Origin of the sequence: Moraxella sp. K1664, from assembly GCF_039693965.1 — a bacterium.
GTDB lineage: Bacteria > Pseudomonadota > Gammaproteobacteria > Pseudomonadales > Moraxellaceae > Moraxella.
Window position 1 is genome coordinate 1,557,965 of sequence record NZ_CP155576.1, and the last position, 12,706, is coordinate 1,570,670.

The following is a 12,706-nucleotide window of genomic DNA, read 5'->3' on the forward strand; positions in this document are numbered from 1 at the left end:
TTAAAGACAGCCATCAAATCATCAATAAGTTGCCATGTTAAGTTGAGATTGAGATTGCTATTTTACTGTTTTTTACCATTTCATTTATCAAAATATTTTTATTTGAGTTTTTCATGTTACCCATCCAATCTAAAATCCAAATTCTGCTAAACAAACTAAACCAAATCGTCCTTGACAAGCAAGAAGTCATAACCTTAGCTGTGTCCTGTATTTTAGCGGATGGGCATTTGCTACTTCAAGACTTGCCCGGCATGGGTAAGACCACATTGGCACACAGCCTTGCCATATTATTGGGGCTTGATTTTAATCGTGTGCAATTTACCAATGACATGCTTCCTGCTGATATTTTGGGGATGATGATATACAACCAAAGCGAGCAGAGTTTTAGTTTTAGAAAAGGGGCAGTGTTCACTCAGCTACTGCTTGCTGATGAGATTAATCGTTCCAGTCCCAAAACACAGTCAGCACTTTTGGAGGCGATGGAGGAGGGGCAAGTAACCCAAGATGGACAGACATACGCTCTGCCCAAGCCATTTTTTGTCATCGCAACTCAAAACCCCGCCCAACAATCGGGCGTATATCCACTGCCTGAATCACAACTTGACCGCTTTTTGATGTGTGTCTCGCTGGGCTATCCATCACCCAAAGCCGAGCGTGAACTGCTAGAAGGGCGAGACCGCCGAGCGATGATGGGTGAGCTTACCCCGATTTTAACTAGTGAAGAAGTGATACAAGCTCAGCGAGAAGTCAAAGACATCTACATCGCCCCTGTGGTGCTAGACTACCTACAAAAACTGGTTGCCAAGACCCGTTCAAGCCAAGAATATCACGGCTTATCCCCCCGTGGCGTGTTGGCGTTAAAGCGTGCCTGCCAAGCCTATGCCTATGTATCAGGACAGGACAATGTGGCGATAGATGACGTGCAGGCGGTGTTCTCGGCGGTGGCTGACCACAGACTGGGACAACGGTTTGTGCCGTTTCATCATTTGGGTGGCTTGACCGAGATGACCATTGCCAGACGTATTTTGGACGAAGTGGCGATTGATTGATGGCTGATTTGTCATTTGTCATCAACCTAATCAATCTATCCGTATGCCCATGAAATCATCTGCTCATCGCCTAACCCACCCACTGACTCATCCCATAAAGAACAAGCTCAATGAGTTCTTTGCCAGACGCTCACCACGCAAAGACGTGGTGTCGCTCGGACTGCGTAATGTCTATATTTTTTTTAGCCGTCAAGGACTGCTGTTTGCCTTGCTACTCATCGCCACTTTTGTGACGGGGGTCAATTATGGTAATAACTTGGTACTGGGGCTGTGCTTTTACCTGTTCGGCATTTGGCTCGTGACCGTGTTTTATACCTTTGTGCAGGTGGCGAGCATTGATGTGCGGTTTGTTGAGTCCAGCCTGTCTGAGACAGGGTCGATAGGTTATGTGACTTTGGAGCTGTCCACCAGAAGTGGTAAGGCATCACGGCAGATAGAAGCGGTGTTTGATGATAAGCATGAGATTGTCCAAAAAATGCTCTCAGGGCAAGCACGAGAAGACTTTATGAATGCTCGCACCATCATCACGCCAACGCTGGGCAAATCGGTACTGGTCAGATTACCCGTCTATACGCCCACTCGGGGGGTCATGACCTTGCCCCGTCTGGTCATCAGCAGTCGTTATCCGCTCGGGGTCATGCGTGCGTGGGCGTATGTGCATTTGGCAAGTCCGATGTTTGTACATCCTAAGCCTATCCCCTTTGATTGGCAAAATGACAAGCGAGCGGTGGCAAGCGAGAGTGATGAGCGAAGTGCCATTAGTGTGGCAGGGCAAAGCGACTTTGAGATGTTGGATGAATACCAAGAAGGCGAGAGTCTGGCACGGGTGTCATGGTCGCACGTGGCACGGGGGGCAGGCATGCTTACCAAGCACTTTGGCGACTCGCTTGGGCGTGAGTGGTGCTTAGATTATGATGACATGCCATCAGGCTCGCATGAGATGCGTCTTAGTGAGCTGACCCATGCAGTGCAAGCCATCGCCACACAGGGCATGCCCTTTATGCTTGTGCTACCGAGTGGGGCAGGCAAGATAGGCGTGGGCGATGAGTTTGTCCGTCAATGCTTGCTAAGACTTGCCAAAGAGCCTTGATGGGTTTTTGGCTGTTTATATTATCCATTTTAAAACCGTTTTAAAATCATTTAAAAAGTATTTTAAATTATTCTATTTATAAACAAGGGTTTGGTTTGATGGATTGATGATACACCTAACAAACTTGATATTTACCACAGGCTTTGTAGGGACTGGCTCCGCACGTCCTTTGATAACACACCAATTTTTATAGGCGTGTACAGCACGCCCCTACACCCAAACATCATTACGTTTGTGGTAATTTTAAAGTTTCTTGGATGTAAACAAAAAGGTTAGTATCTGCCTAATTTTACCAAATCATCTATCAAGCAAAACCACACGACACAGACACCATGAACAGCACTTTTCACGATTTTGGTCAAGGTAGAAAAACCCTAACCACAAGCCCCCAAAAATTTTGGCAAAAAATCCTTGCCCTGCCTGCCTATCACTGGCTACTGCTTGCCATGGCGTCGCTTGTGTTGCCCCATGCGATGGGCATTCCTGCGTGGCTACTGGTCGCACTCATCATCAGTGTCATCATGCAAAAACCCAGTATCAAGGCACGCCTATACCGCCTAAGTGGTGGGCGACTACGCCGTATCTATCAAGTGGTACAGGTGCTACTATTTTTGGGTGGTACAGTGGCGATTTGGGTGAGCTTTGGGCAGGCGTTTGGCGTGGATGTGGCGGTCAGCTTTTTGGTGCTGTGCTTTGTGGCAAAGGCGTGGGAGCTCTATGAGAAGCGGGACGCTTATGTGGCGTTAAACCTTGCGTTATTTACACTGGCGTCGGCTTTTTTGATACGACAGGATTTGAGTGTGGCGATGGTGGGACTGCCGACACTCATGATGATATTGGTGGGCTTTATCGCCATTAGTGATGATGACAATGCCGATGGCTCGGGGCGACTGCGTGCGTTAGGCATGATAACCCTGCCTGCCATCCCCTTGCTTGTGGTGCTGTTTTTGTTCTTCCCCCGTCTGCCCCCGATGTGGTCACTGCCGATGGCGGGCAAATCAGCGACGACGGGCGTTTCGGACAGTATGTCACCAGGGGATTTTTCTAATCTGAGTCAATCGACCGAACTGGCGTTTCGTGCTGAGTTTGATGGACAAATGCCGAACCGCCATGAGATGTATTGGCGTGGATTGGTGTTTAGTGATTTTGATGGGGTGACGTGGCGACAAAGTGAGTTTTCGCCCCATTTTTGGCCATCACGAGATGGCGATACGCCCCCAGCATGGGCGATGAGTGCGTATCAAGGCATGGAACATCATTATCAGGTCATCTTAGAGCCGACCGAGCAAAACTGGCTGTTTGCTCTAGATTATCCACGTTTGCACCCTGAGCGTGGCATGGGCATGACGGGCGATTTTACCCTGCGTCATTATTACCCGATTAGCACCCAAAAACGCTATCGTGCCAGTTATTTTAGTCAGCCCAAGGTGGATATTGAACTCACTGATATCCAAAAACACATTAATCTGCGTCTGCCAAAAGACGGTAATGAGCAGGCTCGTGCCTTTGCCAGAGAGCTCTACGCCCAGACTGGCGACCCTGTCCGCTATGCACAAGCGGTGCAAAACTTCATCACCACGGGCGGATTTAGTTACACGCTCTCGCCCCCTGTGTTGCGAGATGACCGCATTGATGAGTTTTTGTTTGGGACAAAGGCGGGGTTTTGTGAGCATTATGCATCCAGTTTTACCTTTTTAATGCGTTCGGCAGGCATTCCTGCTCGGGTGGTGGCAGGCTATCAAGGCGGTGAGCTTGGGCGTGATGGGCAAAGCTGGGAAGTGCGTCAGATGGACGCACATGCATGGACGGAAGTGTGGTTTGATGGACAAGGCTGGGTGCGTATTGACCCGACCGCCTTTGTCTCGCCTGACCGTGTGGAGCAGGGCATGAATGCAGTCACTGACGCTGGCGGTGCGTCCATGTTTGGCGATGGTGTGGCAGGGCAATGGAGTTATCAGCAGTTTAAGATGTTACAGACATTGAGACGTTACTCTGACCAGATGGGCTATTATTGGCAAAAAAACGTGGTCGGCTATGACCAAGATGAGCAAAAAGATTCGCTCTTTAAATGGTTTAATATCACAAGTTTTGCTCAGCAGTTTTGGACATTGGTCGGGGGCGTGGGAGTGCTTGCTGTCTTATTTGTGGGCGTGATGATGTACCGACGTAGACGGCAGTATCATGGGCTAGACGTGCCACTTGTGAAGCTCTCGGCAGGGCTTGCCAAACAGGATAAGACATGGGGTAAGGGGGCGAGCGAGCCTTATCTGACTTGGCTTGACCGTCTAAAAACGCCAAATAATGCGGAAGATATTGATGAATTAAAGAGCTTGTATCGCAAACACCGCTATGGGCGAGACGGACGGGTGGACAAGGCGGTGGTCGGTCAGATGATGAGTATCGTCAAGCGGTTGGTGGGGCGTGCTAGATGAGCGTGGTTAGGATTGGGGTTTTTTGTGGGTTTTGATTGTGTTACAATGACTTATCTTTCAAAAATTATCTTTTAAAAAAGGAAAACTCATGATAACCCTAGACTTACCCCCACAAGTAGAGACGCAACTTGTACAAATTGCCAAGCAACAAAATATGTCAGCAAGTGATTATCTTGTGTCAATAGCAGAAAAGTTGGTTGCTGGGCAACAAGGCAAAGACCTTGATGAGATGTATGAGTTTCTTGGACTAAGTCCATTTACCACAGGCACACATACAATTACCGATGAATACATCAATGAACTAAGGGAAGAACATGGTATCTAAAATTGCCTTGCTTGATGTCAATGTATTGATTGCCTTGTTGGATAACAAACATAAGTATCATACACTTGCGACAAGTTGGTTATTTGAATGGTTGATTGCAGGGAATCGCTGGGCGAGTTGTCCGATTACGCAAAATGGCTGTATGCGGATTTTATCATTGCCTAGCTATGAAAATGGCTTTAAAATCTTAGATACCAAAGAAAAGCTAACAACTTTTATTAACAAAAGTCATCATGTCTTTATCCCTGATAACATCAGCCTATTACAAGATGAGCTTATCAACTGGCAACACATTCAAGGCTCAAAGCAATTAACCGATGCTTATCTGTTAGCTCTTGCCAAATACAACCACGCTGTTTTTGTATCGCTTGATAACCGCATTGCCACGCATACCGCTGTCAGTATTGGTGAGCAGGATTTTATCAGTTTGCTCAATTAAAAAACCATCTATCAATAATCAAAAAATTTTATCAAACATTTTCCTAAAGCCCATAAATCGTCCCCATTATATTGATACATTACTCAACCTTTTTTGGAGAAAACTTATGACCAGACATTTTGATTATATTACCATCGGTGGCGGTAGTGGCGGTATTGGTTCTGCCAACCGTGCTGCCATGTATGGTAAAAAAGTTGCGGTGATTGAAGCTAAGCACGTTGGCGGAACGTGCGTCAACGCAGGTTGTGTACCCAAAAAAGTGCTGTGGTACGGGGCGAACATGGCAACCGCCATTCATAACTATGCCCCTGACTATGGTTTTGAGCTTGATGTCAAAAACTTTGATTTTGGCAAACTCGTCGAAAATCGCACCGCCTACATCAGTCGCATTCATCAATCTTATAAAAACACCTTTGAAAAAAATGGTGTAACACTCATCAACGGCTTTGCCAAGTTTCTTGACAAAAATTCGGTAGAAGTGAGTTTTGATAATGGCGAGACCGAGACCATTACCGCCGACCATATTTTGATTGCCACAGGCGGTCGTCCGCACCGTCCAAAAATTGAGGGGGCGGAGTATGGCATTGATTCGGACGGCTTTTTTGATTTGACCGAACTGCCAAAATCGGTGGCGATTGTGGGCGGTGGCTACATTGGCGTTGAGATTGCAGGTGTGATGAATGCCTTGGGCGTGGATACGCATTTGTGCGTGCGTAGCGGTATTTTAAAGAGTTTTGATAAAGATATCGTGGACGTGCTAACCGATGTCATGGTCAAAGACGGCGTTACGTTCCATACGGGCGTAAACCCTGTTAAGATTGAAAAAAATGACGGCTTGACGGTGTATTTTGACAATGGCGAAACCCTAAATGTAGAATGCCTGATTTGGGCGACAGGGCGTGTGCCAGCGACTGATGTCATTGACTTACACAAAACAGGCGTGGCAACCAACGAAAAGGGTCAAATCATCGTGGATAAATTCCAAAACACCACGGTGGACGGCATTTATGCGGTGGGCGACATCATCGAAAACGGCATTGAGCTGACCCCTGTGGCGGTGGCAGCAGGTCGCAGACTCTCTGAGCGACTGTTTAACAACAAACCCGATGAACACCTAGATTATAGCAATGTCGCCACGGTGGTGTTTAGTCATCCGCCCATTGGTACGGTCGGCATGAGCGAAAAAGACGCCATTGATGAGTTCGGGGCGGACAAGGTCAAGGTCTATAAATCCAACTTCACGCCCATGTACTCTGCCATTACCGCTCATCGTGAGCCGTGTCGCATGAAACTTGTGTGTGTGGGCGATGATGAAAAAGTGGTCGGCTTGCATGGTGTGGGCTTTGGTGTGGATGAGATGATTCAGGGCTTTGCCGTTGCCATAAAAATGGGGGCAACCAAGCGTGATTTTGACAACACCATTGCCATTCATCCCACAGGCAGCGAAGAGTTTGTTACGATGAGATAAATACCTGTTTTATAAGCAAAAATGGTATTTTTAAAATCCTTTTAAAATTTGGACGTGTAGGGGCGAATCACATTCGCCCTTATAAAACGCATTTAATGTAGGTTTTTAACCATAAAAAGACAAATTGCCTAGGCGGTTTGTCTTTTTGTCATTTAAGTTAAGGTTGCCATCAACAGACAAAAAGCCCATTTAGAAAACAATTCTAAATGGGCTTTTTGTCTAAATCAGCGGTTTATCTTAGATAAAATCACATCGCATCCAAGTATTTCTCCGCATCCAATGCCGCCATACAGCCTGTTCCTGCTGATGTGATGGCTTGGCGGTAGATGTGGTCTGCCACGTCCCCACAAGCAAATACACCGTCAATGCTGGTGGCGGTGGCGTTGCCGTCTAGTCCGCTTTTTACCACGATATAGCCGTCTTTCATGGCAAGCTGACCGTCAAACAAGGCGGTGTTGGGCTTATGCCCGATGGCGACAAACATGCCCATGGCATCGATTTGTTTGGTTGTGCCGTCTGTGTTTTGGATGACCACGCCTGTGACGCCCATGTCATCGCCCACGACTTCTTTGACACTGCTGTTCCACTCTATCGTGATGTTGCCGTTTTTGACTTTTTCAAAGAGTTGGTCTTGCATGATTTTCTCGGCACGCAAACTATCACGGCGGTGGATTAGGGTAACGTGACTTGCGATGTTGGACAGATATAGAGCTTCTTCTACGGCAGTGTTGCCCCCACCGATGACGACCACTTTTTGGTTTTTATAAAAAAAGCCGTCGCAGGTGGCACACGCTGACACGCCACGCCCCATAAATGCCGTCTCACTGTCAAGCCCTAGATATTGGGCGGTTGCCCCTGTGGCGATGATAAGGGCATCACAGGTATAAGTGCCGTTGTCGCCTGTTAGAGTAAAGGGGCGGTTTTGTAGGTCGGTGGTGTGGATATGGTCATAGATGAGCTGTGTCCCAAAACGCTCGGCGTGCTCTTTCATGTTATCCATGAGTTCGCCCCCCGTCAAACCTTCTTTTCCGCCCGTCCAGTTGTCAATCTCGGTGGTGGTGGTCAGCTGTCCGCCCACTTGTAGCCCTGTGATGATGACGGGATTTAAGTTAGCACGGGCAGCGTACACCGCAGCTGAATAACCAGCAGGGCCCGAGCCTAGAATGATGAGTTTGTGATGAGTAGCCATAATACTTCCAAATATAAGATGATAAAATAAAACCCCATTCTCAACTTTGTATAAGTGATGGATTTATTAAGGGTGAATTGCAATTCGCCCCTACAAACAAAAAATAATTATTGAAAAATCAATAAGTTACTATTTTAATTTAAGTTAAGAATGAAGTAAAATAAATTATGTTTAACTTTTAACCATCAATCAATTAAAGTTAAAACTAAGGCAAAAGCCAAAGAATAAAGCCATAATATGCGTCTGCCTGCCCAAATTGCAAGCATCATTCACGCTAAAATTTAAAATCCGATGATTGATAAATGCGATGATGACGTGCTTGGATAAATTTTAAACAAAGTCAGGCACGCCACTATGAAAGCGTAACTCCCCATCAGGGCTGTCTATCAGCTCGGCTTCCACCGCTCGGAAAAACGCCACTCGCTCATCTATCGGTTCATCTGACACCGACTGGGCGAGGGCAAGGTAGTCTTCATAATGACGACTTTCGGATTTAAGCAGGTATTTATAATACTTTGATAGCTTTTCATCATTGATGACATCCGCCAATGCTGAGAATCGTTCACATGAGCGAGCCTCGATGAACGCCCCGATAATCAACACGTCTATCATGCCCGCAGGCTCCCACGTGCGTTTGTGCTTTAATAGTCCCTTGGCGTATCGCCCTGCAGGCAGGTGCGACCATGCAATGCCACGCTCTTTCATGAGTTCTAGCACTTGCTCATAGTGAAGCATCTCTTCACGCACCAGCTGGGCAAGTTTTTCTTGCAAATCCCTGTGAAACTCATAACGAAAAATCAAATTCATCGCCGTCCCTGCCGCCTTTTTCTCGCAGTTGGCGTGGTCTTGCATGAGCAGGGGGAGATTATCTTTGGCGACGGCAAGCCATTTATCGCTGGTTTTTGCCCCCAAAAACGCATGAATGTGGCTAATGTCGGTTTTGGCTTTGGCACGGCTTGCGATGGCGTGCAGGCCATCTTCGGGCAGTATGTCGGTCATGGCATCTTAATAAATCAAAAAGCAGTGGCTATTTTATCATGATTTTATCAAGCTGGCGATAATATGATGTGGGGATTTTTACCCAAAAAAACAGCGATTTGATAATATTGATATTATTTATTGGCATCATCTGTTTGGCGGTCTACTCAGTCATTTTGCCGTATAAATTGTTTATTTTTTATACTTATCTCATGTTTATCTCACGCCTAAAATGATGACGAAATACAGTCATCCAAAAGAAGTCGGTTAAATTTATAAGTATAATTAAAAATCACTCTCAATGTTTACAAAATTTTTGGAAAACAGAAACATTTTAAGTTATTGATAAATATATATATTTTGAAAAAATATAAAAAAAGTGTGAATTTTTGTGATAAAAAGTGTTGCAAAATATGACAAAATTGGTATTCTATACACACGGTATGGGATTGATGACCGTTTTTGTCTATTGTGTTAAACTTATGCAGGATTTGATACATGATTATCAAAAAATGTAAAAGTTGTCATGAGTATGTCATAAAACTGTGATGAAATACCCATATTGGCAATAACTTAAAACCGTGATAAGTCGTGAAGTGATTGACAGCTTATCACACTGGGTGCAAGCGTACAGCAGCCCCATCACTAAAAATGTCAGTGGAGAAACCCATGAAAAAACTACTTTTAGCGTCAGCTGTTGCTGCTCTGTCTATCACAGCTGCTAATGCTGCCCCACAAGTTTACGGTAAAGCGTTTTTAACTCTTGATGTGCAAGATGGCAACAGTAATAGTGCATCACAAGACTCTCGCACCCAACTAAACTCTAATGCATCACGCATTGGTTTTAAAGGTTCAGAAGCCCTAACAGCAAATACTGACCTTGTTTATCAACTAGAATACCGTGTTGAAGTTGATGATGATACTCGTACCTTCGAAGCTCGTGATAGCTATCTAGGTCTGTCTAACAAGCAATATGGCACCCTACTTGCTGGTCGCCTAACAGCGATTGATGGCATGGTTGACTATGCTACTGTTGCCCAAGGTGGCGTGATTGGTGGCGACAACGTATTGGCATCATTTGATGCCCCACGTGCTAACAACGCTTTTGCTTATGTATCACCTAACTATAATGGTGTTAATTTCTTAGGCATGTATGTTCTTGACGAAAATGACTCTCAAGATAGTCTAGCTCGTGATGCATGGGGTGTGGGTGCTCAGTTTGAGCCTGAAAATACTCCATATCGTGCGGGTGCTACCTATATCCAATCAGGTAAGACAAAAGCTATTCGTGTAAGTGGTGCTTATGACCTAAGTCCTGCTACTACTGTAGCTGCCTTATACCAGAATACTCAATATAGCACTCTACATCAAGATGTTTTAGAAACTGGTTCTGAGAAAGAAAATGCATTTACTGTGTCTGCTGAACATAAGTTGGTTCAAACTCCATGGACTGCTTACGGTCAGCTAGATTTTGTTGATAATGCAGAAGGTTTTAAAGATGCTGAGGTTTTCCGTACTGTTGTTGGTAGCAAGTATGCCTTTAACCAAGCAACTACTGGTCATCTGTATGGTGCTTACCAACGTTCTGAAAATGTAAACCTAAGAGCAGATGCTGACGGTAATAAAGCTAACGCCTATGGCATTGGTGCAGGTCTAGAATACAAATTCTAATTTGTATCACACTCTTACAAAAACCCGCCTTATGGTGGGTTTTTGCTGTTTTAGGTTTTTCATTTGCTAGCCGCTTTTTTTATCCACCCCTTAACGTCAAGCTTCGCCCACCGTCCACCGCCAAAATCTGCCCTGTGATATAAGGAGCAGTTGCCAAAAACAGCACCGCTTGGGCGATGTCATTAGGCGTACCGATTTTTTGTAAGGGAACGGAACTCACAAGTTTGTCTTTGGTGGTGTCGTTTAATTCGTTATTTTTATTATCTTCTGGAAAAATGTTCACACCAGGGGAGACGCCATTGACCCGCACACTCGGGGCAAGCTCCAATGCCAAGGACTGCACCATGCCCAGATGTGCCGATTTTGCCATGTTATAAATGGGATAACCGACAAAGGGCTTATCTCGTGCGTGAATGTCAAGTAGGCTAATGATTGCCCCATGATTTGTGATAAGCTCATCTTTAAAAGCATGGCTTAAAAATAACGGAGCTTTGGCATTGGTCAAAAACAAATCGTCCCAGTCCGTTTGCCATTTAGCAAAATCATCATTCATATCACTGGGATAAAAACTTGACGCATTATGCACCAAAACATCAATCCGCCCAAATAAAGCTAAGGCATGATTTTTAAAATCCGTTAATGTATGTTTATCATTGATGGTATTTAAATCCGCTTGAATGATTTTGGCACTATTATCACAAATGGCATTTAATTCATCTGCCAAATATTGAGCGTCCGTTTGGCTGTGATGATAATGGATAATAACGTTAAAGCCGTTACTGTGAAAGGCTTGGACGATTGCCTTGCCAATGCGTTTTGCTCCGCCTGTGATGAGGGCGACTTTTTTCATAAAATTGCCTTTTTTAAAAATTCGCTTAATGTTAATAATCTTAGCCGTGTCAGCTCATTGCCAATTTGCTTGCCTTTTAATGTTTTATCAATATTGTTAATCGTTACCGATTGATACAGACTAATGGCGTGATGAAAAAATTCACGATTGATTGTTTTGTCGTTTATGATTTCTACCGTATCAATTAAATCAAATAATACCGTTTTATCTTTTTGGGCTTTGGTGCTTTCTATTAAAGTTAATAATTTATCGGCAGGGATATTTTGATAATCGGTTAATTCATTAAAATGCGTGATAAATAATTGAGCAAATTGCGTGATGACTTTGGGCGTTAATAACCGCTCGCACAATGTTGATAATTCATTTTTATTATCCAAAAATCCATAAGTTAAAATGGCAAATTTGATATGCAATGGCTTATCATGGGCGGTTTTTAATTTATCAAATGTGATTTGGCGAATGGTGTTATCTTGCCAAATGGTGTTTAGTTCGGGTAGAATTTGTTTTAAAATATCTAAGTCAAATAACAACTTAAAAAACGCAAACGCACACGGCTCATCAAAAGCCTTCACGCATTCCGTCCAAATCCGCTCACGGCTTAGGTGCGATAATTCGCCACGCTCAGCAATGGCTTGCATAAGGCAGGCGGTATCGGGGGCAACCGTAAAACCCAGCTCATAAAAGCGGGCATAAAACCGAGCCACTCGCAACACACGAAGCGGGTCTTCGCTAAATGCAGGCGACACATGGCGTAAGAGCTTGTTTTTTAAGTCATTTTGACCGCCATAAAAGTCCACCACCTGCTCTGTGCGTGGCGTGTCGTCAAACAGCCCACCGACTTCTATGGCAAGGGCGTTTATCGTTAAGTCTCGGCGTGCTAGGTCGTCTTGTAGGCTCACCCCGTCCGTCTGTACAGCAAAACCTTGATAGCCCTTGCCGTTTTTGCGTTCGGTGCGGGCAAGGGCGTACTCGGCATGGGTGTGCGGGTGCAAAAACACAGGAAAATCCGCCCCAACTTGGGCAAAGCCTTGGGCGAGTAGGTCGGCAGTTGTTGCCCCGACCACCATAAAATCTTTGTCTTTGATAGGGCGAGATAGGAGCATATCACGCACCGCCCCACCGATCAAATATACTTGCATGGTAAATTTTTCCGATAAATTTGGGTCATTGTAGCGTAAATTAACCAATAAAAAAAGCACCCTGATGAGTGCTTTT

General features: G+C 45.0%; 11 protein-coding genes. 7 read left to right on the forward strand and 4 right to left on the reverse strand.

The annotated features are described in order from the left end of the window. The first annotated feature begins 113 nt into the window (after positions 1–113). From AAHK14_RS07895 to gorA, 6 genes are all read left to right on the forward strand, one after another. The gene (locus tag AAHK14_RS07895; protein ID WP_083108221.1) at positions 114–1,049 is read left to right on the forward strand and encodes an AAA family ATPase; all 936 of its coding nucleotides are present in this window, start codon (positions 114–116) and stop codon (positions 1,047–1,049) included. 49 nt (positions 1,050–1,098) lie between these two features. Further along, positions 1,099–2,139 carry a DUF58 domain-containing protein gene (locus AAHK14_RS07900; protein ID WP_065256047.1) on the forward strand — a complete coding sequence of 347 codons (1,041 nt, stop codon included), beginning with the start codon at positions 1,099–1,101 and terminating at the stop codon, positions 2,137–2,139. Between the two features lie 332 nt (positions 2,140–2,471). After that, positions 2,472–4,571, forward strand: coding sequence for a transglutaminaseTgpA domain-containing protein (locus tag AAHK14_RS07905; protein WP_083108217.1), 2,100 nt, complete (start codon positions 2,472–2,474; stop codon positions 4,569–4,571). Between the two features lie 88 nt (positions 4,572–4,659). After that, a complete protein-coding gene (locus tag AAHK14_RS07910; protein ID WP_065256048.1) occupies positions 4,660–4,896 on the forward strand; it encodes a hypothetical protein in 237 nt (78 codons plus the stop codon). Next, positions 4,886–5,335, forward strand: a complete 450-nt coding sequence (locus AAHK14_RS07915) for a TA system VapC family ribonuclease toxin (protein ID WP_065256049.1) — start codon at positions 4,886–4,888, stop codon at positions 5,333–5,335. The genes AAHK14_RS07910 and AAHK14_RS07915 overlap by 11 nt, the downstream gene beginning before the upstream one ends. 106 nt (positions 5,336–5,441) lie before the next feature. Next, the gene (gorA, locus tag AAHK14_RS07920; RefSeq protein ID WP_194092673.1) at positions 5,442–6,803 is read left to right on the forward strand and encodes a glutathione-disulfide reductase; all 1,362 of its coding nucleotides are present in this window, start codon (positions 5,442–5,444) and stop codon (positions 6,801–6,803) included. A gap of 247 nt (positions 6,804–7,050) precedes the next feature. On the opposite strand, the gene trxB is transcribed toward gorA, so the two are convergent. Together trxB and AAHK14_RS07930 are read right to left on the reverse strand one after the other, a co-directional pair. Beyond that, the gene (gene trxB, locus AAHK14_RS07925; protein ID WP_194092674.1) at positions 7,051–7,992 is read right to left on the reverse strand and encodes a thioredoxin-disulfide reductase; all 942 of its coding nucleotides are present in this window, start codon (positions 7,990–7,992) and stop codon (positions 7,051–7,053) included. 330 nt (positions 7,993–8,322) lie between these two features. Continuing rightward, entirely contained in the window at positions 8,323–8,991 is a 669-nt protein-coding gene (locus tag AAHK14_RS07930) for a tRNA-(ms[2]io[6]A)-hydroxylase (protein WP_194092675.1), read from the reverse strand. Between the two features lie 648 nt (positions 8,992–9,639). On the opposite strand from AAHK14_RS07930, the gene AAHK14_RS07935 reads away from it, so the two are divergent. Further along, positions 9,640–10,641 carry a porin gene (locus AAHK14_RS07935; RefSeq protein WP_194092676.1) on the forward strand — a complete coding sequence of 334 codons (1,002 nt, stop codon included), beginning with the start codon at positions 9,640–9,642 and terminating at the stop codon, positions 10,639–10,641. A gap of 79 nt (positions 10,642–10,720) precedes the next feature. Here AAHK14_RS07935 and AAHK14_RS07940 read toward each other — a convergent pair whose 3' ends face one another. Together AAHK14_RS07940 and AAHK14_RS07945 are read right to left on the reverse strand one after the other, a co-directional pair. After that, complete coding sequence (locus AAHK14_RS07940; RefSeq protein WP_194092677.1) at positions 10,721–11,491, reverse strand: pteridine reductase; 771 nt, start codon at positions 11,489–11,491, stop codon at positions 10,721–10,723. Next, positions 11,488–12,630, reverse strand: a complete 1,143-nt coding sequence (locus AAHK14_RS07945; protein WP_194092678.1) for a tRNA nucleotidyltransferase — start codon at positions 12,628–12,630, stop codon at positions 11,488–11,490. Before AAHK14_RS07945 ends, AAHK14_RS07940 begins: the two co-directional genes overlap by 4 nt. Positions 12,631–12,706: the final 76 nt, after the last annotated feature.

Coding starts and splice junctions, on each gene's coding strand:
- trxB (WP_194092674.1), bottom strand. CDS start 7,992: ATGGCTACTCATCACAAACTCATCATTCTAGGCTCGGGCCCTGCTGGT.
- AAHK14_RS07930 (WP_194092675.1), bottom strand. CDS start 8,991: ATGACCGACATACTGCCCGAAGATGGCCTGCACGCCATCGCAAGCCGT.
- AAHK14_RS07910 (WP_065256048.1), top strand. CDS start 4,660: ATGATAACCCTAGACTTACCCCCACAAGTAGAGACGCAACTTGTACAA.
- AAHK14_RS07945 (WP_194092678.1), bottom strand. CDS start 12,630: ATGCAAGTATATTTGATCGGTGGGGCGGTGCGTGATATGCTCCTATCT.
- AAHK14_RS07935 (WP_194092676.1), top strand. CDS start 9,640: ATGAAAAAACTACTTTTAGCGTCAGCTGTTGCTGCTCTGTCTATCACA.
- gorA (WP_194092673.1), top strand. CDS start 5,442: ATGACCAGACATTTTGATTATATTACCATCGGTGGCGGTAGTGGCGGT.
- AAHK14_RS07905 (WP_083108217.1), top strand. CDS start 2,472: ATGAACAGCACTTTTCACGATTTTGGTCAAGGTAGAAAAACCCTAACC.
- AAHK14_RS07915 (WP_065256049.1), top strand. CDS start 4,886: ATGGTATCTAAAATTGCCTTGCTTGATGTCAATGTATTGATTGCCTTG.
- AAHK14_RS07900 (WP_065256047.1), top strand. CDS start 1,099: ATGAAATCATCTGCTCATCGCCTAACCCACCCACTGACTCATCCCATA.
- AAHK14_RS07895 (WP_083108221.1), top strand. CDS start 114: ATGTTACCCATCCAATCTAAAATCCAAATTCTGCTAAACAAACTAAAC.
- AAHK14_RS07940 (WP_194092677.1), bottom strand. CDS start 11,491: ATGAAAAAAGTCGCCCTCATCACAGGCGGAGCAAAACGCATTGGCAAG.